Here is a 24,812-nt window from a genome sequence, read left to right on the forward strand (position 1 = left end):
ATTGGGATGGGGGCAGGCGCGGGCTTTAAACCTGCTGAGCTTGGGGGAAGAGATGGCGGTGAGCTTGGGGATCCCTCTGGCGCGGACGCGGGTGGTGATTGGTCTGGTGGCGGCTTGGCTGGCGGCAACCGCCGTCAGTGTGGGGGGGTTGATCGGCTTTGTCGGTTTGGTGGTGCCCCACATGGTGCGGCAGGGGGTGGGATCCGATTACCGCTGGCTGTTGCCCCTTTCTGCCTTGGCGGGGGCGACCCTGCTGAGCGGCGCCGATATCCTGAGCCGTTTGGGCCCGATAGAGCTGCCGGTGGGGATTGTCACCGCTGTGATGGGGGCTCCCTTTTTCGGCTGGCTGCTGTGGCAGCAGGGGGCAGGGCGATGAGAGAGCCCATCCTGCAGGTCGAGGATTTGAGCGGGGGCTACGGATCCCGGACGGTGGTGCGACAGGTGAGCTTCAGCGTGCAACAGGGGCAATGGCTGAGCATTGTCGGCCCCAATGGTTCCGGCAAATCGACGGTGCTGCGACTGTTGAGTCGGGTTCTGATTCCCCAAGCTGGGCGCGTGTACTTGGGCGGTCGGGATCTGCACGCTCAACTCACTCCAAAGCAGGTGGCCCGGCAGTTGGCTCTTTTGCCGCAGCAGCAGCGGATGCAGGCAGGGCTAACGGTGCGGCATTTGGTGAGGCTGGGGCGTGCTCCCCAGCAGCCCTGGTGGGCGTGGCAGTTGACGCGGGCCGATTGGCAGCGGGTGGAGTGGGCTCTGGAGCAGACAGGACTGGGATCCCTGGCGCTGCGGCGGGTGGAAACCCTTTCGGGGGGCGAGCGGCAACGGGCTTTTCTGGCGTTGGCTTTGGTGCAGGAGCCGCAGGTGTTGCTGTTGGATGAGCCCACCACCTTTTTGGATCTGCGCCACCAACTGGAGCTGCTGGAGCTGTTGCAACGGCTGAAGCAGGAGCAGGGCCTGACGGTAGTTACGGTGCTGCACGACCTGAATTTGGCCATTCGCTACAGCGAGCAGATTGCCTTGCTGGGATCCGGCCAGATGCAGGCCCTGGGGTCTCCCTTGGCGGTGTTGACCCCCAGCCGGGTGCGACAGGTGTTTGGCCTGGAGGTGGAGTGGATCTCGACTCCGGTAGGGCCACAGCTTTGCCCCCTGCGCAGCACAGCTCCAGCGGCAGCAAGGCTCCTCTCCCTGCCGGTGTCAGGGTGCTGAGGGAGGGTTTGTCCGGTTTTGCAGTGAATTTTCCCTGTTGTGGATTTCGAGGAGCATGAGAGGCTATGCGCGTGAACGGTCGTTGGTGGCGGGTGGTGAGTTTGGGAGTGGGCTGGGGATCCCTGTCCCAGGCTCAGCCCAATGCCCGGATCCCTGATTCGACAACTCCGCCGCTGTTGGCCCAGGCCACTCCTGCGCCGACCACCCTGCAAGAGCAGATTAGGGAGCTGGAGGCGCAAATCGAAGCTGCCCGCCAGCGGGGGGATCAGGCAGAGGTGGAGCGGCTACAGGCCGACTTGCCTGCCAGCATTACCGTCATCGACCGGGACCGGCACCAAGATACCAGCACACCTTCACCCTACCCTACGAAGGGGGCCGTCGGCGGCGCAAGAACTCGGGAATATCTAAGCCTCCAGACATCGGCGGCTCAGGCTCCGGAGGCTGTCGAGGCGGCAGCCCAGAGCCCGTGGGAGTGGGCTTAGGAACCCCCGACTTGTTGGAGGCAGAAACTTTGGTTGCAGCAGGGATGGTGGCTGGACGGGCTTTCTCTTGGAAACCGGTGGCGATGACCGTGATGCGCACTTCCCCCTGCATGCGCTCGTCTTGGACGGTGCCGAAGATGATGTTGGCCTCGGGATCCACTGCCTCGGCGATGATCTCGGCAGCCACCGTGACTCATGCAAGGACAAATCCGGCCCACCGGTAATGTTGAAGAGGACACCTTTAGCCCCTTCGATGGAGGTTTCCAAAAGCGGCGAAGATACAGCGGTAATGGCGGCTTCGCGGGCGCGGGACTTGCCGGATCCCATGCCAATTCCCATCAAGGCAGAGCCGGCATCGGCCATCACGCTGCGCACATCGGCAAAATCCACATTGATCATGCCGGGAATGAGAATGATATCCGAGATGCCCCGCACCCCCTGCCGCAGCACATCATCCGCAACGCGAAAAGCCTCTTGGACAGGGGTTTGCTCGGAGATCACCGAAAGCAACTTGTTATTGGGAATTACAATCAGGGTATCAACTGCCTCCCGCAGCGCTTGGATCCCTTCCTCGGCCTGCTTGCTGCGGCGCTTGCCCTCAAAGGAAAAGGGCCGTGTCACCACTCCCACCGTCAGGGCACCACTGGCTTTGGCAATTTGGGCGATGACGGGTGCTCCACCCGTGCCCGTGCCTCCCCCCATGCCGGCGGCAATGAAGACCAGATCTGCCCCTTTGATGGCTGCTGCTATTTCTTCGCTGGATTCTTCTGCAGCTTTCTGGCCAATGGCCGGGTTACCGCCTGCACCCAAGCCTCGAGTCAGCTTCTGCCCAATTTGCAAGCGGTTCACCGTCGAGGACTGGGCAAGGGCCTGCGCATCGGTATTGACGCTCCAAAACTCAACGCCCACTGCTGATAGAGCGCCACTTTGTAGAACTGAGGCTTTGGCATCCTGTAGAGATTCAGGGATCCGGACTTGCATTCAGACCAGCTCTAGGTGGATCTCCGCTTTTAGCCGTTGGGGGAGGGAAATTTTGAATACATCTCCCTGATTCATTTCGTGGGCATCTTCCATGCTGGCCAGGGCTTCCACCACTTCTTCGGAGTTGGCGGTTAGCACCACAACGGGGCGCTCGCAGGCAATGGGGAAATCGTGCCACGTGCCGAGGTGCAGCAGCAGCCCATGACCGGCAGGGAATCGCAGGGCTTGTACTTTGTCGAGATCGGGAGCTTCTTTGGGATGGTTGGGAGGAGCTATCACCATGATGAACGGCCTTGCCCCAGGCCGACAAACAACTGGGTCATACGCATGTGGCGCTCCAGCCAGAGCACAGGTGGATATCCGGGCAGGATCTTAGCCGTACGGATAACGGCTCTACCGGTGTATTGAAAGTCGATGTTTTGTCTTCCAGGACACGCCCCTGATAACAGGGGATCCCCAGCCCAGGATTGGCCACATCGTCCCCTATAAGTTGGCCGAAGGGTTGCACATTTTCTGGGGTGGCATCCACAATCGGCACCTGGACAACGGTGGTGGCAGTTGCAGTCGTGCTCATGGTTTGCATCCTCGCTCTTGATTGGACTGGGGTCAATTGGATTGGAGTCAGGCTTTCTATCTTAATTAATTGTCTTATTGAGAGCAATAGGTAAAGAAACGGTTTTCCCGGTAACGGTCTATACATCTTTGATTCTTATTTAATTCTTAACTTTGTTCTTCTCGAGGGCTTTGCGGGTTAAACCACCGCTCGATGATGTGGCGAATTTGCCGGGCGGCAGTGCCATCGCCAAAGGGGTTTTGGGCTTGGGCCATGCGGGCATAGGCTTGTGGGTCTGTGAGCAATTCTCGGGCTGCCTTCAGGATCTTTTCGGGGTGTGTGCCTACCAGGCGGGCGGTGCCGGCAGCAATCGCTTCAGGACGTTCGGTGGTCTGCCGCAGCACCAGCACCGGTTTGCCCAGGGCAGAGGCCTCTTCTTGAATGCCGCCGGAGTCGCTGAGGATGAGGGTACAGCGCTGCATGGCGCTCACCCAGAGGGGATAGTCCAGAGGCTCAGTGAGAAAAGCCCGCTCATGGGATCCCAACAGGGCTTGCAGGGGATCCCGCACCAAGGGGTTGGGATGGAGGGGCAAAAGAAGGGCGGTATCGGGAAACTCGGCCAAGATCTGCAGCAGAGCCTTGCCGATGGCGGTTAGGGGATCCCCCCAATTTTCCCGCCGGTGCACGGTAACCAACAGGACACGGTAGCGCTGCCAGTCCAGCCCGGGAATGGGGCAGGGGATCCCTTGGGAGGCCACTTGCAGTAGGGCGTCGATGACAGTGTTGCCGGTGCAATGGATAGATCCCACCACGTGGCTTCGCTTCAGGTTGTCAACGGCTTGGGGGGTAGGGGCAAAGTGCAGGCTGGCCAACTGGGAGATCAGGCGGCGATTGGCCTCTTCGGGGAAAGGATTGTAGAGATCATCGGTGCGCAGTCCGGCTTCCACATGCCCAACCGGGATCCGGTGGTAAAAAGCTGCCAAGGCGGCAGCGAAGGCGGTGGTGGTATCTCCCTGCACCAAAACCAGTTGAGGATGTTGCTCTTGAAAGTAGAGTTCTAGGCCCCGCAAGGTGGCTTCGGTGATGTCCGTCAAGCTTTGGCGGGGGCGCATGATCGCCAGATCCCGATCCGCTTGCAGACCGAATAGCCGCATCACCTGATCCACCATTTCCCGGTGTTGTCCGGTCAAGATCGGCTCGGTGCGCAGATGGGGACTGGCACGCAGGGCTTGGATCCACCGGGGCCAGCTTAATGGCTTCGGGCCGTGTGCCCAAGATCACGGCAACGAGGGGAAGGGAGGCCATAAGCTCAAGGACATCGGCACCTATAGGAGATGGGAAGCGCAGCTCATTGAAGCAAGGCCACCAACAAACCACTAACAAAAACCACTAACAAAACAGAGGCGGCGAAGGGTGTGGGTTGCTCAAGGTCGCAAGCCACCGAGATGTAGACTCTGCTGAGTCAGGCTGAGGGCAATGTCGAGACGAGAGGAACCACAAGGGGGCTATTGCTGCTCACCCCGATCTTACCCCTCCAGCTGCCCCACCAATTTTTCACCGGATGAGCTGGAGAAAAAGGGTTGACGGGATCCCACTCCTTCAACTAGCCTAAAGGGGGCTGAAGAGATCCTCTTCTGGCTGTCCGGGTTGTTTCGGTTAACCTTTTTGGAGGAAAACGTTCAACAGCATGGACGCTTCCGGTAGTTGTAGCGCCAGCCACCAGTGGATGGTCTTCGAGAAGCACGTTCTTGAAGATTGGGCTCTTACTGGTGTCTTCTTTTTCCCCGCTGACAGCTTCTGTCGTCGCTTGAGAGGATCCCGTTTCGCCAACGCGAAGGGGTGGGAGAGTTTTCCCGGCTAGCTTTTGACTTGGGTGGCTCTCTCAGTCGGCGACGAACAGATGAGCTGAGCAGAGCCTTACCTGAGCAATGGGTTTGTACAGCCCTGTTCAGAAAAGGGGAGATCAGGAGTAATTCCGAGGGGATTCCCCTTGACTTTCCCGTTGTGGGTTTTGGGGTTTCCGCAGGCCTGGGGATCCCTTGGAGTCCCTTTTATCGGCTTGGGCGCTTGCGATCCAAGCTGGGCTTGGAGGCCTGGCGCTAGACCTACGGCTTGCTGCGCGGCCATCCAAGGGTTTCAGGGCTTCCCTGTGAGCCTCGGAGCACCGGTTGGCTGTTGACCTCCTGGTTCTCTTCATCCCGGCTGACCCCAACGTTCGGAGGTTTATCATGCGGCACAACATTCTTCGCGATCTCCTAACCCCTGCTTCCTTGGAAGCCGCCAAGCGAGAGGCCAACCGCGCTCCCATTGCCGAGCTGGTGCAGCAGTTGATGGAGATTTCACCTCGGGAGCGGGTTTTGGCTTTCCGCTTGCTGGAAAAAGACAAAGCCATTGCAGTGTTTGAGTATCTGCGGCCCGAAGAGCAGGCCGATCTCATTCGCAGCATGGAAAGCCCAGAAGTGATCCAGCTCGTAGAAGCTCTGCCACCTGATGAGCGGGTACGTCTGTTTGAGGAGTTGCCGGCCAAAGTAACCAAGCGGCTGATCGCCAACCTCAGCCCAGAAGCTCGGGAAGCAGTGAATATCTTGCTGGGTTATCCAGAGCGCAGTGCCGGTCGGCTGATGAACCTGCGCTACTTGGCGGTGCGCGATACCCTCACCGTCGGGGCAGCTTTGGCCAGTGTGCGCGACTCCCAACTGGGGGATGACGAGCTGGATGTGATCTTTGTGGTCGATGACCAGCGGTTCTACAAAGGTCTGGTGCGCACCGTGCGGCTGGTGAAGGCGGATCCCGACCTGCCCATTCGGGAGCTGATCGAGGGATCGGATATTTTTGTTCGGGTTACCGACCGGGATCTCCAGGCAGCTCGTTTGCTCAAAGATTCCGGCTTGCCGGCCATTCCGGTGGTCGACAGTGAAGGACGCTTGGTGGGAGATATCACCTTTGAAGATGTCATCAACTTGGTGGAAGAAGAAGCCACCGACGCCGCTCTGGCCCAAGCAGGGGTGGGCAACTTGCTCAGCCGAGACAAGGTTTGGAGCGAGCGCCTGGTTAAAGGCTCCCGTTGGTATGCCGTCCGCCTGCGCATCACGTTTTTAATCATCACCTTGATTGGCGGCATGGTGGTGGGGGGAGTGATCGAAACCTTTGAGGAAGTGTTGCAATCAGTAACGGCAGCGGCTATTTTCATCCCCTTGGTCATGGATATGGGCGGTAATGTCGGTACCCAATCTACGACCATCTTTGCCCGTGGCTTGGCTTGGGGCCACATCAACGTGCGGCAGTTTCTCCCCTATTTGCTGCGGGAAGCCAGCATTGGTGGCATTATCGGAGTGATCCTGGGGGTCACGGCTGGGGTGATTGCCTACTTCTGGCAGGGGGCACCCAATGGGATCCCACAATTGGGTCTAGCGGTGGGCTTGGCTCTGGCCATTGTCCTCACTTTGGGGGCTGTCTTGGGCGCCATTTTGCCCTGGGTGATGTTAAAGCTGGGCTTTGACCACGCTCCGGGAGCGGATCCTTTTATCACTACCATTAAAGACTTCACCGGCCTCTGGGTGTATTTCACCCTGGTGGCTTGGCTAGTCGGGGTTGAAGTGGAGCTCTAGGGCTGCGCCGGCGCTGGATCCAGGGGGCACCTCACCGGCAAAGCGCGTTCCAGGAACGAATAATCCAGCCCTTCTTGAGAAATCAGCCTTTCAGAGTCTCGCCACAAGGCCATCGCGACGGCGGCGCAGAGCACTTTTACGAGGTGTCCTTTGACCAACGAAGGGTTACAGCAAACATTTAGGAGGTGTGCCATGACCTTGAAAGTTCTATCTCCCTTGGCTGCTGCTCAATTTCGGTCACGGCTGCAGCAGTATGCCTATCGGGTGGGCATAACCTGTGCTTTAGAAACAGGTGGTAAGCTGGCCCCAGAATCCGCCTTTGCTCAACTGGAAGCCCTCTGGCAAACCTTGCAACAGGAAGCCACTGCCCTTGGGATCCCAGATGAGGATGGCTAAACTTTATCCTTTCACGAGAACCGGAGCATGACCTGGATTGACTTCACCTTGCGTTTGGCCGTTGCCTTTGTCCTGGGATCCCTCATTGGCCTGGAGCGACAGTGGCGGCAGCGCATGGCCGGCTTACGCACCAACACCTTGGTGGCCACGGGTGCAGCTTTGTTTGTCATGCTCTCGGTTCTCACCCCTGATGAAAGCAGCCCGACCCGTATTGCGGCCCAAGTGGTATCAGGGATTGGCTTTTTGGCCGGGGGCGTGATTCTTAAGGAAGGAGCCAGCGTCCGTGGCCTGAACACTGCCGCCACCATCTGGTGTGCAGCCGCGGTGGGAGCCTTTGCCGGATCGGGGTACATTCCCCAAGCTGCCATTGGGGCCGCAGCTGTGTTGATCTCCAACGTTGTGCTGCGTCCGCTGGGCTACCGCATCAACCAGCAGCCTTTGAAAGGCACAGAACTGGAACTGGTCTATGAGTGTTCGTTCATCTGCAAAAGCCAAGCAGAGGCCCACATCCGCGCCTTGCTCCTGCAGGGTATAGCTCCCACCCATCTCAAACTGCGCGCCCTCTACAGCGAAGACCTGGAGGACAAGCCCGATCTGGTCAAAGTCGAAGCAGAGCTAGTCACCCAGACCCGCGACGACCAAGCCCTAGAACTTGTCGTCAGCCGCATCAGCCTAGAGCCAGGCGTGATCACTGCCCGATGGCGGATCATCGAACAGGAATTTGGCTGATCCCTCATCCTGCCAACTCCCAACCGGTCAGCAACGCAAACACCAGAAATAAGCCGCCCCCCACCCAATGCACGGCGCGTTCAGAGATGTGAGCTGCTAAAAAACGACCTCCCACCACCGCCAGCCCCACCATCAGCCCATGGCCAAGGGTAGCCCCTGCCCATACACTCAATCCCGGGTGGGTGGCCGCCAAGGAGACGGTGGCAATCTGGGTTTTATCCCCGAACTCGGCCAAGGCCGTCAAGCTAAAGGCTTCCCACACCACAGCCCAAGCACCGCCGCGGCCCGCCCCTTTTTCTTCTGCCTGCTCCACCAGCCTGAGGGCTTCTTCCTCTTCTTCTTTTTCCTGCTGGGGAGTCATCTTGTAAGCTTGCCAGAGCATTCTCAGCCCAAAAGCCGCGAAAACCCCAGCCGACAACACTCGCACGCCCAGCGGCGGCAGCAGCTTGAAAAGCACCTTCCCGGCCACCACCGCCAGCAAGGTCATCACGGCCAAAGCCAGCCACGTCCCCAAGAAAACCCAGCGGCGCGGGTGTCGCATAGCCAGAATCAGGGGGGTAAAAAAGGTTTTATCCCCAAACTCCGCTACCGTAACCAACAGCAAACTTGACGCAAAACCAGCCCACATCGTTTAGCCTCCAACCTCTCTTGTGTGTGGAATCGGTTCACACCTAGAGGTGAAGGCTGGGAAAGTCAGACGGACTCACCAAGCTCACCTCTGCGTGAACTCAGCGAAAGTCTCGTCACCAAAGCAGCCTGCCGGGCTTGCTTTGTCTCTTGCACCGGGCTGTTTTTAGCCAGTATGTCGATGCAGAGGGCGGTAAGCCGCCTGACTACTCCCTTTCCGTCTGAATGGTAGCATGCTGAGCTCCCAGTGGGAGTCATTCATTCAAGCATTCAAGAAAAGCTCTCCAATGGGATCCCCCAAGACTTGCTGTGCCTTGGCCGATATCAGCTAGAAATCGCAGGAGCCCCGCACTGTACCCGTAGGGTCAGTGCTGGGAGGAATGCGCTTTGATGAAGTTCAATGAACTTATGAGCCAAGTCCTGACCGTCTCCTGTAAGCTCAAGGCGTCCCAGTCGCAAGCCGCCAAATTGGACGCGACGATGGAGGCTTTTGGCCAAGCCTTGAACTGGGTCAACCAGAACACGCCGGAGAAGATCGTCAACGCGGTCAAACTGCAATCCCTTTGCTACTACGAGATTCGAGCCCGGTTCGGCTTGTCCAGTAACTTGGCTCAACAGGTGTGCAGACGGGTGGCCGGCGCCCGCAAAGTGGCGAGACAGCGCAACCGTCCAGTTAAAGAGTTCAAGCGTAGGTTCGTTACCTACGACGCACGTATCTTTTCATTCCGCGAGAAAGACTGGACGGTGTCGCTGACCACGGTTGAAGGGCGAGAGCGCTTTGAACTAGCCATTGGCAACTACCAGCGTGGGATGCTGGCTGGTTCTAACCCCAAATCGGCCACCCTAGTCCAGCGGAAGGACGGCTCCTACTACATCCAGATTTGCGTAGAGAAAAACCCGCCCAAGCAACAAGATACCGACAGGGTGATCGGGGTGGACTTGGGCAGGACGGATATCGCCCATACGTCAGAGGGGGACAACTGGAATGGGCAGCAGTTGAACCGAGTCCGCGACCACTACTCCAAGCTGAGGGCGGCACTCCAACGCAAAGCCAGTAAGGGCACGCTTCTGGTCTCCGATCCGCTGAACAATTGGTTACTTTGCGGGATTGAAACAGTCATACTAAACTAAGTATGTTGCCGCGGATATCCTGAGGTTATGCTGCTTGGTTTCCGTACTCGCCTGGAGTTAAATAACCGGCAGAAAACCCTAGCCGCTCAGCACGCTGGGGTAGCCCGCCATGCCTACAACTGGGGCCTGGTTATTTACAAGCAGGCTATTGAATCCAAGCAGAAACTACCCACGGCCATAGACCTACACAAGCGCCTGGTAGCCGAGGTGAAGAAGGAAAACCCTTGGTACTACCAGGTCTCCAAATGCGCTCCTCAGCAAGCTCTCCGCAACCTAGAGCAGGCCGTCAAGCGCTGGCGACAAGGTCTAAACCAATTCCCCCGCTTTAAGCGTAAGGGAGTGCGAGACAGCTTCTACTTAGAGGGCAACATCCGTATTTCCGGCAACCGCATCAAAGTGCCCATCTTCGGCTGGCTGCGCTGTGCGGAGATTCTCCCCACTACCACCCCCAAGAACGTGGTGATGAGTCTGCGGGCTGGGCAGTGGTACATTTCCTTCAAGTACGAAGCCCCACCTCCGCAGGTGGAGAAGACTGGAGACGTGGTGGGGGTGGACTTGGGCATCCATCACCTGGCCACTTGTTCCGACGGGATGGTGTTCGAGAATCCGAAGCCCTACCGTAGGGCCAAGCGACGGCTGGCCAGGCTACAACGACGGGTGAACCGCAAACAAAAGGGATCCGCCAACCGCAAGAAGGCGGTAGCGCAGCTTGCTAGGGCCCATAAGCGGGTGGCGGACATCCGGCAAGATAGCCTGCACAAACTGACGAGCTATCTTGCCAAGAAGTATCGGGTGGTGGTGATTGAAGACTTGCAGGTGAAAAACCTGCTCAAGAACCACAAACTAGCAGGGGCGCTGTCAGACTGTGGGGTTTACGAATTTCGGAGACAGCTAGAGTACAAGGCCCAGCTCTACGACTGTCAGTTGGTGGTGGCAGATAGATTTTATCCGTCCAGCCAACTGTGTTCACGGTGTGGCCACAGACAGAAGATACCACTGCACCAGCGGGTGTTTCGCTGCGAGAGGTGTGGCCTGGAACTAGACCGCGACCTCAACGCCACCATCAACCTGGTCAAGTGGTATCTAACTACCTGCAGCTCGCGGGGAAGTTACGCCTGTGGAGATCCCTCTGGCGGGGCGGCAGAGATAAACTCTGCCGCTAGCTATGGGTCGCTGAAGCAGGAAGAAAGCAGTAGCGCTGGACAAAGTTCCGTTTTGTCTAGTGTTGCGTAAGTCCTTCAGAGCGGCACACGCAGTTCGCGGCGCAGATGCAGAGAACTGTTGCAACGGCTGTCTGGCAAGGAGAGACGTTTTCAGGCGTGGGTCAATCAAGGTGCTCCGCACCGCTAACGCGACCGCATCTCCAAAGCTATTGTCTCTAGGGCAAAGGCGACAAACAGCGCTATTGCTCTGGAAGACTTGACAGGGATTCGGGAAAGGGTCAATCAACAGCCGCGCAGCAAAGCCGAACGGCGCAGGGCCAACAGTTGGGCGTTTTATCAACTCCGTCAATTTTTGGAGTACAAGGCTCTGCGTGCGGGTTTTGGAGTACAAGGCTCTGCGTGCGGGGGTTGCTCTGATTCTTGTTCCGCCTGCCTACACGTCGCAGACCTGCCACCGGTGTTTGCACATTCATCCCGACCCTGCGCAATCCTACCGCAGTGGAAAGAAGTTTAAGTGTGGACACTGTGGATGGGAAGGGGATGCGGATTTGAATGGTGCGAATGTGATTGCGCTTTTGGGGGCTGCTGTAAACCAGCCTAGAGGTCAAGCCTACGGCTCGCTTCGCGAACGTGGTTGGCTTGCCAACTGCAGGGCTACCGTTCGCGCCAGCGGGCCGGAGGCCTTAAGCCCGCCCTGTACTGCGAAGCAGTCAGGGTCGGGTAGTTTACTTTTTCCACCCGGTTTTAGGGGCCAAGACCTGAGGCCGTGTTTACTCTGGATCCTGCTCTAACCGATGCTTGCCGAGCCACCTGCCCGCACCCCCAAGGGATCCCTCTCTCTTCTTCGGAAGTCCTGTCCCCAGCTTTTGTGGCGACTGCAGGGGTGGTTGGCAGCAGGCGGGCATGGCCTGGGAGGCGGGGCTGGCTTGGTTGGCGTTTTGGCTTTGGGCTGGCGCAAGAGAGAGCGGCTGGCTGGAGTGTGCCGAGGAGCTGCTGCAAGAGGCTTGGGTGGCCGGCTATAGCTGGGCTGCCCTCTGGACAGCTTGCCAGGGAGGGGGAAGATCCGCCGGGGACCGTCCTCCACCTGCGAGCCAGGGATCCCCGACCGCTGCGCCGGGAGGGGTTGATTTCCCTCCTCTTGCACCTGATGGCGCTGCTGGGGCTGGCTTGGTGGGGATCCCGGCCTTGATCAGACGCAGAACTCCGGATCCCAGTCACGCTTTTGCTGTGAGGATCCCGAGCCACAGTTGCTCGAACCGGATTCAGAATCCATAGAATCTCTCCCACCAGAGCCAACAGCAGAGCCGCCCGGCCCGGCCCCGGAATCGCCCCCTGCAGACGATCTATCCCCACCGGAGCCTGTGCCCCAAGAGATCGAGATGCCAGCCATCCCGGAAGCTGAATCTTTGCTGGCCCTGCAAACTCCGACCCCTACACCCATTCCCACGGCAAAGCCAGAACCCACCCCTACTCCTCCACTGACCCCATTACCGACAGCCATCCCGCAACCCACTCCTCCGCCACAACAGCCCACCCCAACTCCGGCGGTTACCCCCACCTCTACCGCGACTCCACTCACCTCCGCCCCGGTTACCTCAAGCACCCCTCTGCCCCGCTTTACCCCCTTGATCCAAGGGATCCGTTCCAGCGTAAAGACTGCCGCCGCTCCGCCTTCCCCCGGCAGCGAGAGCAGATTGGGGCCAAGGGATCCTGAAACTGGGACACCTGGCGGTATAGGTGCAGCCCAACCCCATTCCTCTGCCCCAACACCTGCCACCCCCAGTTCCTCCCCACCGACAGTGGCTGCCAACCCCCAGCCGGACATCCTGGCCCGCCCGATCCCCGGTCGCAATCCTCCGCCCCTCTACCCTCCTCAAGCTCGCCGTCTCGGCCAACAGGGGCAGGTGCTGCTGCGGGCCAAGGTCAATGCCCAGGGGCAGGTGCAGCAGGTGGAGATTGTCTCTTCCAGTGGGTTTCCCGCCCTGGATAGGGCAGCGCAGGAGGCGGTGCAGCGGTGGGAATTCAGCCCGGCCTTGAGAAACAACGCCCCCATCGAGTCTTGGGTGGTGGTGCCCATCCAGTTCACCCTCAATTGATTGCTGTTTGGGAATGGTTTTGGAGATTGTCTATGCTGTCTCGTCTTTCTCGCCGTCAACTGCTCGCCTTTGGTCTGGCCAGCGTGGGGGCCTGGGGAATGGGGCGTTTGGCCCAAGCCCAAGGTCGGATCCCTCAGGAGCCACTCCTGTCAGCGAGACAGAGTCCTTTTCGTCGGGTAGTCAGCCTCACCACCTTGACTGCCGATATCCTCTATCGCTTGGCCCCCGATAGGTTGGTGGGGATCCCTGCCAGTCGTTTGTTGGAGGAGGATCCCCGCTTCCAAGGCTTGACCCGCCTGGGGCTGGGCAACCAACCCAACCTGGAGCAGCTTGTGGCCCTACAACCGGACTGGGTGGTGGGGGCCAGTGGCTTTCACGAGGCTCTGGCAGAACGGCTGCAGGAGCTGGGGATCCCCACCTACCTCACCCGCGTGGACAGTTGGGCTGCTTTGGAAGAGACGATTGCCACCCTGGCTGCTGCTTTGGGGGCGGATCCCGATCCCTTGCTGCGGCAGTATGGATCCCTTTTGCCCCAGGAACTGCCCCGCGTTCGACCCAAAACCTTGCTCTTGGTGGGCACCCAGCCGATTCTTTCTCCCAACCGGCAAAGCTGGGCCGGGGATCTGCTGGAACGCTTTGGCGCGGACAATCTCACCGCTACTTTGCAAAGCCAAGGGCCTTTTCGGGGCTACGTCACCCTTTCGGCAGAGCGCATCCTGGAAGCCAACCCAGAAGTTCTGCTGGTGGTCAACCCGGAGGCGGCGGATCCCTTGGCGTTTTTCCGTTCCCGCCCCTTTTGGAATCGGTTGCAAGCCGTCCAAACTGGGAAAGTTTATGGATTTGACTACTACGGCTTGGTCAATCCCGGCACCCTGGAGAAGATCAGGGCAGCCTGCGAGCAGTTGGCTAGGGTTCTTTTGAAGGTGGGATAGAGGGGCAGTAAACGCTGTTTTTCTTAGCAGGGGAAAGGGGATCCCCCTCTCCTATGCATAAACCACAACTTAGCTATGCCGAAATCGCATAGCTCGTTAAGAAGTGTAACGCCAACTACCAAAGTCCATGGTTCGTCATCGCTAGGATAGGCGGCGTTCATCCCACGGCAGCGATCATGGCGAACCAGTTTGAACGCCTTAAAAGCGAGAAGGATGGGCTGGCGGTTAAGGACGAGCTGGAAGCTTTTGCCCAAATGGGCTGGGAGAACATCCCCGAAGACGACCGAGATCACCGCCTCAAGTGGCTGGGGATCTTCTTTCGCAAGCGCACCCCTGGCAAGTTCATGCTGCGGCTGCGCCTGCCCAATGGGATCCTGACCAGCGGCCAAATGCGCAAGTTGGCCGAGATCCTCCGCCCCTACGGCCAAGATGGCGTAGCCGACATCACCACTCGGCAAAACCTGCAACTGCGGGGCATTCCCATTGAGGACATGCCTCAGGTTCTGCGGCAACTCAAGGAGGTGGGCCTGACCAGCATCCAGTCAGGCATGGACAACGTGCGCAACATCACGGGATCCCCTCTGGCCGGTATCGACCCGGATGAGCTGATCGACGTGCGTGGCCTCACCCGCAAAGTGCAGGACATGGTAACCAACAACGGCGAGGGCAACCCTTCCTTCACCAACCTGCCGCGCAAGTTCAACATCGCCATCTGCGGTTGTCGCGACAACTCGGTGCATGCCGAGATCAACGACCTGGCTTTTGTGCCTGCTTTCAAAGAGGGCAAGCTGGGCTTCAACGTCTTGGTGGGAGGCTTTTTTTCGGCCCGCCGCTGTGCCGAGGCCATCGGGCTGGACGTTTGGGTAGATCCCCGCGATGTGGTTCCTCTATGCGAGGCGGTGCTGCTGGTCTATCGGGATCACGGCCTGCGGGCCAACCGGCAAAAGGCGCGGCTGAGGTGGCTCATTGACGAGTGGGGCCTAGAGAAGTTTCGGGCGGCGGTGGAGCAGCAGATTGGCCACCCTCTGCCCAGAGCGGCGGAAAAAGACGAGGTGGTCTGGCACAAGCGGGATCTGCTGGGAGTACACGCCCAAAAGCAACTGGGCCTTAACTTTGTAGGCCTGCACGTGCCCGTCGGGCGGCTCAACGTCCCGGAGATGAGGGAGCTGGCTCGCTTGGCGGAGGTGTACGGCTCCGGAGAGCTGCGGCTAACGGTGGAGCAGAACGTGCTCATCCCCAATGTGCCCGACTCGCGGGTGGGGCCGCTTCTCCAAGAGCCGCTCTTGAAAAAGTTCTCCCCCAACCCGGGACCCTTGCAGCGGGGGTTGGTGTCCTGTACGGGCAACCAGTTTTGCAACTTTGCCCTCATCGAGACCAAAAACCGCGCCGTGGCCTTGATGGAAGAGCTGGAGGCCGAGCTGGAGATTCCTCAAACAGTGCGCATCCACTGGACAGGCTGTCCCAACTCCTGCGGCCAGCCCCAGGTGGCCGATATTGGCCTCATGGGCACCACCGTTCGCAAGGACGGCAAGCCGGTGGAGGCAGTGGACATCTACATGGGGGGAGAAGTGGGCAAAGACGCCAAGCTGGGCGAATGTGTGCGCCAAGGGATCCCTTGCGAAGACCTCAAGCCCGTCTTGGTGGAGCTACTGATTGAGCACTTCGGGGCCAGGCCGCGTCGTGATCCCTCGGCTGCTCAGACCTCTGCTTCCCCCTTGATGACCTACTAGGCAGTTCGTCGTTCGAAATTTTGGAGGTTGTGATGTCTAAGCTATTCAACACTTCCTCTCCCATCTCCCGTCGCCAGTTTTTGGCTGGGGCAGCTGCCCTTGCGGCTGGAGCAGCTACGGCTGGGATCCCCCGCGCCCAATCCCAATCCTTGGGGCAGGGCTACTGGGTAGCTCAAGCTGATACCCCAGAAACCACGCGAGCCAGGCTGGGATTTATCGCCCTCACCGACGCTGCCCCCCTCATCATTGCCAAAGAGAAGGGGTTTTTTGCCAAGTACGGCATGAAAGACGTGGAGGTGGTCAAGCAGGCCTCTTGGGGCACCACCCGCGACAACTTGGTGCTGGGATCCGCCGCCGGTGGCATCGATGGGGCACACATCCTCACCCCCATGCCCTACCTCATCACCACCGGCAAAGTTACCGATGGCAAGCCGGTGCCTATGTACATTTTGGCCCGTCTCAATCTGGACGGTCAGGGCATCAGCATTTCCAACGAATATCGGGATCTGAAAATTGGCTTGGATAGTTCCCCCCTCAAAGCTAAGTTTGCCGAGTTGCGAGCAGCCGGCAAAGAGCCCAAATGCGCGATGACCTTCCCCGGCGGTACCCACGACATGTGGATGCGCTATTGGCTGGCGGCAGGCGGGATCGATCCCACCCGCGATGTCTCCCTCATTGTGGTGCCGCCCCCGCAAATGGTGGCCAACATGAAGTCCAAAACCATGCAAGCTTTCTGTGTGGGCGAGCCTTGGAATGCCCAGCTGGTGAACCAAAAAGCGGGGTATAGTGCCCTCACCACCGGCGAGCTATGGAACAACCACCCGGAAAAGGCCTTTGCCCTGCGGGCCGACTGGGTGGATGCGCACCCGAAAGCCACCCTGGCCCTGTTGAAAGCAATCCTAGAAGCCCAGATCTGGTGCGAGCAGATGGAAAACAAAGAAGAAATGTGCCGCATCATTAGCAACCGTCGCTGGTTGGGGGTTCCCGTAGCGGATATCTTGGGCCGCGCCAAAGGCACTTTCGACTACGGCACCGGCAAGGTTGTTGAGAACAGCCCCCATTTGATGAAGTTCTGGCGAAATAGTGCTTCCTACCCCTTCAAGAGCCACGATCTCTGGTTCTTGACGGAAAACATCCGCTGGGGTTACCTGCCTGCTGACACCGATACCAAAGCTTTGGTGGATAAGGTCAACCGAGAAGATCTCTGGCGCGAGGCCGCCAAAGCCATTGGCCAGCAGGCTGCTATTCCCCCCAGCACCTCCCGCGGCGTGGAAACCTTCTTCGATGGGGTGAAGTTCGATCCCGAAAATCCTGCCGCCTATCTGGAGAAGTTGGCGATTAAGAAGCTGGCCTAACTTGCTGACTTGCCTGAGTTGGTAACTGCCCAGGAGAGAAGGGATCCGCCAACTTCTACCTAGAGTGTTCAAGTTGAACCCCTTCTCTCTTGGGATCCCTCTAAGCTAACTTCAACCTCACTCCTAGTAGACTATGAGACTTCCCGAATCTGCCCTAAAGTTGAGCTACCACCTCTTGCGGATCTTCCTTTCCCTACTGGCTGGCCTAGGACAATGGCTGCTGAAAACTGGCCCAGGTTTTGCTCTTCAGGCCAACGCCGGCATTGGTTCACCCGCTAGCTCTACCTTTGCTTGGCGGCAACGGGTTCAGGTTTACAAGGTGCTGCGCCGCATTCTGTTGCCCGCCACGGCCATTCTAATCCTGCTCATTCTCTGGCAAATTGCCTATAGCCGGCCGGGAGCCAACTTGCCCACACCTCTCCAAGTTTGGCAGGACACTTGGGATCCCCTCATTAAAGATCCCTTTTTTGACTATGGTGGCAATGCTAAAGGGCTGTTCTGGCAAATTTGGGCCAGCTTGCGGCGGGTGTTCATTGGGTTTGCCCTGGCCGGCTTGGTGGGGGTCGTGGGCGGCATGATCATTGGGGTTAACCGCTGGCTCTACGAGGCCTTGGATCCCATCTTTCAGGTGCTGCGCACAGTGCCACCTTTAGCCTGGCTGCCCATTTCCTTGGCCGCCTTTCGCGATGCCAATCCTTCCGCCATTTTTGTTATCTTCATCACTGCCCTCTGGCCTATTTTGATCAACACCATCGCTGGCGTGCAGCGGATCCCACAGGATTACCGCAATGTGGCCAGAATTCTGCGTCTGTCTGGCTGGAAGTATTTCTTCAAGATCGTCTTCCCGGCAACCGTGCCCTACATTTTCACCGGCTTGCGCATTGGGGTGGGCCTGTCTTGGCTGGCCATTGTGGCGGCGGAAATGTTGATTGGCGGTGTGGGCATTGGATTCTTTATTTGGGATGCCTGGAATAGCTCCCGCGTTAGCGAGATTATTCTGGCCTTGGTCTATGTTGGCCTAGTTGGACTTTTGTTGGATCGCATCACGGCTTGGATTGGCTCGCTGGTGGTGAGCGAAGATCACTAGGCTAAGTTTTCCTGATCCCAACAATCCATTTCAAGGAATCCCTTAGGTAGCCTTATGAAGACCCAGCCCTACATCGAAGTTGATCATGTAGACAAAGATTTTCTCCTAGACAATGGAGAAGTCTACCCTGTCCTGAGAGACATCCATCTAGAGATCCAAAAAGGGGAGTTTGTCTCGCTCATTGGCCACTCCGGCTGTGGCAAATCGACCTTGCTCAATATCCTTGCCGGCTTAGAGAAGCCATCCCGAGGCGGTGTTCTCCTAGAGGGCCGGCAGGTGACGGATCCCGGGCCGGATCGCATGGTGGTGTTTCAGAACTATTCCCTGCTGCCCTGGCTGACGGTGCGGGAAAACATTGCTCTAGCCGTAGACGAGGTGCTGGGATCCCTTCCCAAAGCGGAGCGGAAGCAGATTGTGGAAGAGCACATCCGCCGCGTGGGGCTGCAGGGGGCAGCCGACAAGCGCCCGGCCCATCTGTCGGGGGGGATGAAACAGCGGGTGGCCATTGCCCGGGCTTTGGCCATTCGCCCCAGGGTGCTGCTGTTGGATGAGCCGTTCGGGGCCCTGGACGCCCTTACCCGCGGCAGCCTGCAGGAGCAACTGATGGAGATTGCCCAGGCCGAGCAGCTCACCTGCGTCATGGTGACCCACGATGTGGACGAGGCGCTTCTGCTTTCAGATCGAGTGGTGATGCTCACCAATGGCCCTGAGGCCCGCGTCGGCCAGATCTTGCGGATCCCGTTTCCCCGCCCCCGCCACCGCCTGGAAGTGGTGAATCACCCCGAGTACTACAGCCTGCGGGGGGAGATGATCCACTTTCTCAACCAACAAAAGCGGGCCCGCCAGAAAACTCTCACCCGCGTGGCCATCGCCAAGGGGGGGCTGGAAAAAGTCAACTTGGCAATTGGCTTTGTGCCCCTCAACGACTGCGCCCCTCTGGTGGTGGCCCAAGAAAAAGGCCTGTTTCAAAAGCACGGTCTGGAACAGGTCACCCTGGTGCGGGAGCCGGGCTGGAAGACCATCTGGGAAGGGATCCGCTCCGGTCGGCTGGATGCGGCCGTGGTGGTGGCCGGGATCCCGTTGGCGTCCACTTTGGGAGTAGGGGGAGTGCCGGTGCCTTTGGTAACCTCGTTAACCCTCTCCCGCGGCGGCAGCGCCATTACCTTTGGGCGTCGACTTTTGCTGCAGGGGGTTTTTAGCCCCTGGGATCTTGGCAACTACCTAAGGCAAACCCCAGAGGCCGTCCCTACCCTGGGGGTGGTTCACCCAGCTTCCCTGCACAACTTCTTGTTGCGGCACTGGCTGGCCAGCGGAGGGGTGGATCCGGATCGCGACGTCACGTTGACAGTGATCCCACCCCCGCAGATGGTGGCCCACCTCAAAGCCGGCAATATCGACGGCTACTGCGTGGACGAACCCTGGAACTCCCGCGCCGTTAGGGAAGGGCTGGGGTTTATCGTCACCACGACCCCCGAAATCTTGCCTAGCCACATTGAAAAGGTGCTAGCGGTGCGTCAGGACTGGGCCCAAAGCTACCCCCGCACCCACGTGGCCCTGGTCAAGGCGTTACTGGAGGCCTGCCACTACTGCGATCAGCCGCAGCACCGTTCTGAGATCTTGGAGTGGCTGGCTCAGCCCCAGTATGTGGGCGTGGCCCTGGAGGATCTGCAGCCGGGGTGGAGGGGCATCCTGCAGCGGGGAATTGCCGATGAATCGCAAGTGATTGTCGGTTTCCATCAGTTTGCCAACGGGCGCAACACCTGTCCGGAAAGATTGGAGCACCTTTGGATCCTGACGCAGATGGCTCGCTGGGGCCTCTGCGCTTTTCCTCGCAATTGGGTTTCTGTCCTCGAGCAAGTGCTAGACGACAAGACCTATGCCCTAGCTGCCAGAGACCTGGGGCTGCCGGATCGGGCCCACGACCGTGGAGCTTTGCTCTTTGGCGATGGATCCCGCTTTGATGGCGAGGATCCCATTGCCTACCTGGAGTCGGTGGCCATAGGGCAGGAGCCGAAGCTGCAGAACTACCGGCTTAGCGAAGTTTAGCTTTTGTTACCTTACTCAACCCGAAAACGCCATGATGACCCGCTCTCGCCTATCCTCCTCGCCCTCGTCTTCAACAGTTTCTGCCGCAGGGCTGCCTCTTCTGCGTCTTCAGAATGTGGGCAAGACCTACTGGACTGCGGCAGGGCCCTTTGTTGCCTTGGAAAACATCAATCTGGAAGTAGCTGCCGGGGAATTCGTCTGCATTATTGGCCACTCCGGCTGCGGTAAGTCCACCTTGATCAACATGGTGGCCGGGTTTTCTGCTCCAACGTCCGGGTCCATTACCCTCAAGGGCCAGCCCATCACTGCTCCAGGGCCGGATCGGATGATGGTGTTTCAGAACTATTCCCTTTTGCCTTGGCTGACAGCTTTTGAAAATGTTTATCTGGTGGTGGATCAGGTCTATCCCGATAAATCCCCCAGAGAGAAAAGGGAAATCGTTCAGGAACACCTGGAACTCGTGGGCTTGGCCGAAGCAGCCCACAAGCGGCCCAAGCAGCTTTCTGGCGGCATGAAGCAAAGGGTGGCCATTGCGCGCGCTCTGGCCGTTCGCCCTGAAGTGCTGCTATTGGACGAGCCCTTTGGGGCCTTGGATCCCATTACCAAGGAAGAGCTCCAGGATGAGCTGCTAGCCATTTGGCGGGATCACCGCTGCACGGTTTTGATGATTACCCATGACATCGACGAGGCTCTTTATCTATCAGACCGGGTGGTGATGATGACCAACGGCCCTGCTGCTCGTATTGGCGAGATCTTGACCATTCCTTTCGAGCGACCGCGCATCCGCTCCCGTATCATGGAAATGCCTGAGTTTTACGAGCTGCGCCACTCTGCCCTCGACTTTCTCTACCGTCGCTTCGCCCATGTCTTGGATTAAGCCATGACGGCCTCTGGGCACCAACCTCTGTCGCTCCTTCAGCAGCAGGCTAAGCAGCAGGCTTCTCGTCGCCTTTTGAAGGGATCCATCATCGGCGCTGGGCAAGTGGGCATGGCCTGTGCCTACGCGATGGTTATCCAGAACACGCTGGACGAGCTGGTTCTTCACGATATCGACCGCGCCAAGCTGGAAGGGGAAGTGATGGACCTGGTGCATGGGATCCCCTTTGTCGAGCCAACGCGGATCTGGGCAGGGGAGCTGGCCGATTGCGCCGGGTCTGATGTGGTGATTTTAACGGCAGGGGCCAAGCAGCGGCCTGGGGAAACCCGCTTGGATTTGGTCCACCGCAACGTCGAGATCTTCAAAAGCCTGATCCCGGCCCTGATGGAGCATTGTCCAGAGGCCATCTTCCTCGTGGTGAGCAACCCCGTTGATGTCATGACCTATGTTTCTTTGAAGTTGTCGGGGCTGCCGCCAGGGCAGGTGATGGGGTCGGGAACGGTCTTGGATACGGCCCGCTTTCGCTACCTTTTGGCCCAGCGGCTGGGAGTGGATCCGCGCAGCCTGCACGCCTACATCATCGGCGAGCATGGGGATAGCGAGGTGGCCGTCTGGAGCAAGGTCAATATCGCCGGCACGCCAATTGGCCAGCTTTCGCCAGCCTGGGATCCCGCCCACTTGGGGGATATTTTCGAGCAGGTGCGCAACGCCGCCTACGAGATCATCCGCCGCAAAGGGGCCACGAGCTATGCCATTGGCCTAGGGGTGGCGCAGATTGTCCAGGCGCTGGTGCGGGATCAGCGGCGGGTTTTAACCGTGAGCAGCCTCACCCAGGGGGAGTACGGCCTGCCGGAGGTCTGCCTTAGCTTGCCCAGGGTTGTTGGACGGCAAGGGGTGGAGCGCACGCTAGTCATGGCCCTTACCGAGAGCGAGCAGCAGCAATTGCACCGCTCGGCCCAGATCTTGCGGCAGGTCATTGACAGTATCCAGTGGTAGCTTAGAGGGTTCCCTCTGCAAGAGCCGAAGCTGGCGCTTATGGCAACAGAAGTGCAACGGCCCAGTCCTAGAAGTCCTAGAAGCCAACCCAAGGAGGGCTCTCCTTCTCCCCCCTGGGCTGACCTCCCGCTGCAAAAGGGGCTTGGCCAACGGCTGCGGCAACACGTCAACCCCCTGCAGGCTCAGTACCAACAGCCTGCTTCCCCACCCCACTGGGAACGGGTGTATCGGCGGCTGGGACAGCCCTTTCACTTGGATATCGGCAGCGGGAGTGGGCGCTTTCTGCTGCGCCTGGCCCAGGAACAGCCCGACTGGAACTTTTTGGGCGTGGAGATTCGGCAGCCGCTGGTGGAGCGGGCCAATGCCTGGCGGGACGAGCTGGGGCTGGACAATGTCTATTTCCTGTTTGCCAACATCAACGTCTCCCTAAGGCATCTGTTTGCTCCCGGGGATCTTAGCCGCGTCACCATTCAATTTCCGGATCCCTGGTTTAAAAAGCGCCATCACAAGCGGCGGATCGTCCAGCCCCAACTGGTGGCGGATCTGGCGCTGCTGCTGCAACCGGGCAGCCCTGTTTTCTTGCAGTCGGACGTGCAGGAAGTTGCCGAGGAGATGGTCGCTCGTTTCCTAGAGCATCCGCAGTTTTGGAATCCCTACCAGGGTCCCCTCGATGACAACCCCTTTGGCATTCCTACTGAGCGGGAGTGGCAGTGTCTGCAGTTGGGGCTGCCCATCTACCGTTATTGGCTGGAGCGACGCTGACTCCTTCAGTCGGCTGAGGCCAAGAGAAGCTAGGATATAAGCCGCTGGAGTTGCTGCCGTTGCTGCCATGTCTCCCTCTGAAGCCACGGCTTTTGTCGATCCCTTTTTCGGTTGGCTTTCTGTTCGCCGGGGGCTCCTCAACCTGCTCAGTTTGCTAGCTTTTGTCATTGCTGGGCTTGCGTTGGCCAGCAGTTGGTTCCAGCCGCCGCTGCAAACGAAGCTGGATCTGTTGCAAATTGATCTTGCCCTGCAGGCTGCCCGCACCCTTGACGATCCTCGCTATCAGGATCTGGCCCGAGCTCTGCTGGATCAGGAGGTGTTCAAGGTAGCTAGCAGTCGCTACCAGCAGGTGGCCGACAACTACGCCGAGCGCCTACAGCGCCTGAAACGGGTGGCAGGGCTGGAGACGAGGGGCGAAGGGTCCACAGGGGATCCCGCTCTCCTCACGTCTGTCCAGGAGCTGCAGGCAGAGCTGGACGGGCTACGGCTGCGCCTGGGCTTGCTCTACGCTTACCAGGAGGATCTGGAGGCGGCCCACCGGCAGTGGCAGCAAGTGGTTGATCCCAGCCGTCCCTTCGAGTTGGAATCCCCGCAAAAGGAGGCGGCCCAGGTCTTGCAGGGGCTATGGGGGACGCCGCGGCGTATCCTGCCAGAGGCCGAGGTACACCTCCGCAACCACCTGGACGGCTGGTTTGAGGCGGTGGCCCTGCAGCAGCTCTACCGGCTACAACAGCGCGGCGACAGCCTCAATGCCCTTAACCAGCAGCAGGAAAAATTGGCTCTGGCAGCTTTGTTCCGACTGGCGGTGGTGGGCGGGATCCCCCTGCTGGGGGCGCTGCTGGGGCTGATCCTCCTAGTGGGCTGGCTGGGCTGGAGCTTCTGGCGCCAACGTTCTCTTGTGGGTCCTCCCTGGGAGGTGCCTTGGCCAGGGATCGGGGCGCAGGCAGTGCTGACGGGATGGTTCCTGGGGTTTCTTCTTCTCAACGCCTTGGTGCCTCGACTCTACACCACCCTCCTTGGCCTGGAAGCCCAGCAGCTTAGCCCTTGGCACCAAGGAGCGACCCTGTTTCTCACCTACAACTCTGGGGCTTTGCTGGGGGCAGGGCTATTGTCCTGGCTCCTACGTGCCTACCCAGGCTGGCAAAAAGTGCTGCAGGTGCGCCTGGGGGGTCCTTGGCTGCTCTGGGGCCTGTGCGGCTACGGGGCGGCCCTACCGCTGGTGGTGCTGGCGGCGGCGCTGTCGCAACTGCTGCTGCCGCAGGCGGGGGGCGGCAACCCCATTTTGCCGCTGCTTTTGGAGAGCCACGGCTGGGGGGCGCGGTTGCTATTTCTAGCTGTGGTCTCTGTCTGTGCCCCCGTTTTTGAGGAGGTGCTGTTTCGGGGCTTTTGGCTGCCGACGCTGGGCCGTTACCTGCCGATGGGGGCTGCCATTGCTCTAAGCGCCTTCACCTTTGCCATTGCTCACCTCAACCTTGCCGATTTGCTGCCCTTGACCATGCTGGGGGTAGTGCTGGGGGTGGTGTACAGCCACAGCCGCAACCTGCTAGCCCCCATCCTGCTCCACAGCCTCTGGAACACGGGATCCCTGGTCACGCTGCTGGTGCTGGCGGGCGCTTCCTAGGGGGAGCTTGGCCTACTTTTTCTTGCCGAAGATGCCGAAGAGGCGGCTCCAGAAGCCACCGCTTTCTACCTTGCGGGAGGGCGGCACCACTTTTTGGGGCTGGGAGGTCTGACGGCTAGCCGAGGAAACGGGAACCGGCTGCTGGGTGGTGACCTGCTGCAGCCAGCGGCGCACTTCGGCCATCAACTCGGCGTTGTTGGGTTCTAAGCGACTGGCCTGCAGAAAGTCAGCCTTGGCCATACCGGCGTTGCCCTGCTTCAGGTGGGCAATACCCCGGTGCAGATAGTAGCGGGCCACGTTGGGCTGGGCGCTGATGGCAAAGTTTAAGTACTGGATGGCAGCCCGGTACTGCTTGCGCTCGATCATGTCCAGGGCCTGCAGGAAGCGGGTCTCGGCAGGACTGGGTTGGGGCTGTCTCTGATCCAGATCTGACG

The 24,812-nt window shown here is 59.2% G+C and carries 22 protein-coding genes and 4 pseudogenes; 20 read left to right on the top strand and 6 right to left on the bottom strand.

Annotated features, from left to right (window positions below; translation table 11 throughout):
• The 3 genes from NW833_RS10385 to NW833_RS10395 all read left to right on the top strand — a co-directional run.
• Positions 1 to 376: FecCD family ABC transporter permease (locus NW833_RS10385; protein WP_414412420.1), on the top strand; the 376-nt coding region annotated here is incomplete at its 5' end.
• Positions 373 to 1,206: an ABC transporter ATP-binding protein gene (locus NW833_RS10390; RefSeq protein ID WP_414412421.1), complete on the top strand. Its 834-nt coding sequence runs from the start codon at positions 373 to 375 to the stop codon at positions 1,204 to 1,206. The genes NW833_RS10385 and NW833_RS10390, both read left to right, overlap by 4 nt.
• A 65-nt stretch (positions 1,207 to 1,271) precedes the next feature.
• Complete coding sequence (locus tag NW833_RS10395) at positions 1,272 to 1,688, top strand: hypothetical protein (RefSeq protein ID WP_414412422.1); 417 nt, start codon at positions 1,272 to 1,274, stop codon at positions 1,686 to 1,688.
• Here the strand turns inward: NW833_RS10395 and ftsZ are convergent.
• From ftsZ to wecB, 4 genes and pseudogenes are all read right to left on the bottom strand, one after another.
• Positions 1,570 to 2,594, bottom strand: a pseudogene (gene ftsZ / locus NW833_RS10400) (cell division protein FtsZ); the annotation flags it as partial. The gene NW833_RS10395 and the pseudogene ftsZ sit on opposite strands and share 119 nt — an antisense overlap.
• 75 nt (positions 2,595 to 2,669) lie before the next feature.
• The gene (locus tag NW833_RS10405) at positions 2,670 to 2,951 is read right to left on the bottom strand and encodes a hypothetical protein (RefSeq protein ID WP_414393971.1); all 282 of its coding nucleotides are present in this window, start codon (positions 2,949 to 2,951) and stop codon (positions 2,670 to 2,672) included.
• A 37-nt stretch (positions 2,952 to 2,988) separates the two neighbouring features.
• Entirely contained in the window at positions 2,989 to 3,243 is a 255-nt protein-coding gene (locus NW833_RS10410) for a hypothetical protein (protein WP_414393973.1), read from the bottom strand.
• Positions 3,244 to 3,389: 146 nt separating this feature from the next.
• A pseudogene (gene wecB / locus NW833_RS10415) lies at positions 3,390 to 4,527 on the bottom strand (non-hydrolyzing UDP-N-acetylglucosamine 2-epimerase).
• Between the two features lie 923 nt (positions 4,528 to 5,450).
• Between wecB and mgtE the strand changes: the two are divergent.
• The 3 genes from mgtE (at position 5,451) to NW833_RS10430 (ending at position 7,955) form a co-directional block, all read left to right on the top strand.
• Positions 5,451 to 6,830, top strand: coding sequence for a magnesium transporter (mgtE, locus tag NW833_RS10420; RefSeq protein WP_414412423.1), 1,380 nt, complete (start codon positions 5,451 to 5,453; stop codon positions 6,828 to 6,830).
• A 192-nt stretch (positions 6,831 to 7,022) separates the two neighbouring features.
• Positions 7,023 to 7,226: a hypothetical protein gene (locus NW833_RS10425; RefSeq protein ID WP_238376758.1), complete on the top strand. Its 204-nt coding sequence runs from the start codon at positions 7,023 to 7,025 to the stop codon at positions 7,224 to 7,226.
• A 27-nt stretch (positions 7,227 to 7,253) separates the two neighbouring features.
• Entirely contained in the window at positions 7,254 to 7,955 is a 702-nt protein-coding gene (locus NW833_RS10430; RefSeq protein WP_414393975.1) for an MgtC/SapB family protein, read from the top strand.
• A 4-nt stretch (positions 7,956 to 7,959) separates the two neighbouring features.
• On the opposite strand, the gene NW833_RS10435 is transcribed toward NW833_RS10430, so the two are convergent.
• A complete protein-coding gene (locus NW833_RS10435) occupies positions 7,960 to 8,583 on the bottom strand; it encodes a TMEM165/GDT1 family protein (protein WP_414412424.1) in 624 nt (207 codons plus the stop codon).
• A gap of 407 nt (positions 8,584 to 8,990) precedes the next feature.
• Here NW833_RS10435 and NW833_RS10440 point away from each other — a divergent pair.
• The 14 genes and pseudogenes from NW833_RS10440 to NW833_RS10505 all read left to right on the top strand — a co-directional run.
• Positions 8,991 to 9,647: pseudogene (locus NW833_RS10440) on the top strand (RNA-guided endonuclease TnpB family protein); the annotation flags it as partial.
• 93 nt (positions 9,648 to 9,740) lie between these two features.
• Entirely contained in the window at positions 9,741 to 10,946 is a 1,206-nt protein-coding gene (locus NW833_RS10445) for an RNA-guided endonuclease InsQ/TnpB family protein (protein ID WP_414412425.1), read from the top strand.
• 12 nt (positions 10,947 to 10,958) lie between these two features.
• Positions 10,959 to 11,600 (top strand): annotated as a pseudogene (locus NW833_RS10450) (RNA-guided endonuclease TnpB family protein); the annotation flags it as partial.
• 70 nt (positions 11,601 to 11,670) lie between these two features.
• Positions 11,671 to 11,898: a hypothetical protein gene (locus NW833_RS10455; RefSeq protein ID WP_414412426.1), complete on the top strand. Its 228-nt coding sequence runs from the start codon at positions 11,671 to 11,673 to the stop codon at positions 11,896 to 11,898.
• A 357-nt stretch (positions 11,899 to 12,255) separates the two neighbouring features.
• Positions 12,256 to 12,972, top strand: a complete 717-nt coding sequence (locus NW833_RS10460) for an energy transducer TonB (RefSeq protein WP_414412427.1) — start codon at positions 12,256 to 12,258, stop codon at positions 12,970 to 12,972.
• Positions 12,973 to 13,004: 32 nt separating this feature from the next.
• Positions 13,005 to 13,904 (top strand): ABC transporter substrate-binding protein, encoded by a 900-nt coding sequence (locus NW833_RS10465; RefSeq protein WP_414412428.1) that lies wholly within the window; start codon positions 13,005 to 13,007, stop codon positions 13,902 to 13,904.
• 176 nt (positions 13,905 to 14,080) lie between these two features.
• Positions 14,081 to 15,634: a ferredoxin--nitrite reductase gene (locus tag NW833_RS10470; protein ID WP_414412429.1), complete on the top strand. Its 1,554-nt coding sequence runs from the start codon at positions 14,081 to 14,083 to the stop codon at positions 15,632 to 15,634.
• 32 nt (positions 15,635 to 15,666) lie between these two features.
• Positions 15,667 to 16,989 (top strand): CmpA/NrtA family ABC transporter substrate-binding protein, encoded by a 1,323-nt coding sequence (locus NW833_RS10475; RefSeq protein WP_414412430.1) that lies wholly within the window; start codon positions 15,667 to 15,669, stop codon positions 16,987 to 16,989.
• A 133-nt stretch (positions 16,990 to 17,122) separates the two neighbouring features.
• Positions 17,123 to 18,076 (top strand): nitrate ABC transporter permease, encoded by a 954-nt coding sequence (ntrB, locus tag NW833_RS10480; protein ID WP_414393981.1) that lies wholly within the window; start codon positions 17,123 to 17,125, stop codon positions 18,074 to 18,076.
• A 54-nt stretch (positions 18,077 to 18,130) separates the two neighbouring features.
• The gene (locus NW833_RS10485; protein ID WP_414412431.1) at positions 18,131 to 20,122 is read left to right on the top strand and encodes a nitrate ABC transporter ATP-binding protein; all 1,992 of its coding nucleotides are present in this window, start codon (positions 18,131 to 18,133) and stop codon (positions 20,120 to 20,122) included.
• A 34-nt stretch (positions 20,123 to 20,156) separates the two neighbouring features.
• Complete coding sequence (locus NW833_RS10490; protein ID WP_414412432.1) at positions 20,157 to 20,999, top strand: ABC transporter ATP-binding protein; 843 nt, start codon at positions 20,157 to 20,159, stop codon at positions 20,997 to 20,999.
• A 75-nt stretch (positions 21,000 to 21,074) separates the two neighbouring features.
• Positions 21,075 to 21,995 carry an L-lactate dehydrogenase gene (locus tag NW833_RS10495; RefSeq protein ID WP_414394376.1) on the top strand — a complete coding sequence of 307 codons (921 nt, stop codon included), beginning with the start codon at positions 21,075 to 21,077 and terminating at the stop codon, positions 21,993 to 21,995.
• A gap of 39 nt (positions 21,996 to 22,034) precedes the next feature.
• Positions 22,035 to 22,757 (top strand): tRNA (guanosine(46)-N7)-methyltransferase TrmB, encoded by a 723-nt coding sequence (gene trmB, locus NW833_RS10500; protein WP_414412433.1) that lies wholly within the window; start codon positions 22,035 to 22,037, stop codon positions 22,755 to 22,757.
• Between the two features lie 67 nt (positions 22,758 to 22,824).
• A complete protein-coding gene (locus NW833_RS10505; protein WP_414412434.1) occupies positions 22,825 to 24,378 on the top strand; it encodes a lysostaphin resistance A-like protein in 1,554 nt (517 codons plus the stop codon).
• A gap of 12 nt (positions 24,379 to 24,390) precedes the next feature.
• Here NW833_RS10505 and NW833_RS10510 read toward each other — a convergent pair.
• The coding region (locus NW833_RS10510) for a tetratricopeptide repeat protein (RefSeq protein ID WP_414412435.1) at positions 24,391 to 24,812 on the bottom strand (422 nt) is incomplete at its 5' end.

This window comes from Synechococcus sp. O70.1 (assembly GCF_047462215.1).
Lineage (GTDB): Bacteria > Cyanobacteriota > Cyanobacteriia > Thermostichales > Thermostichaceae > Thermostichus.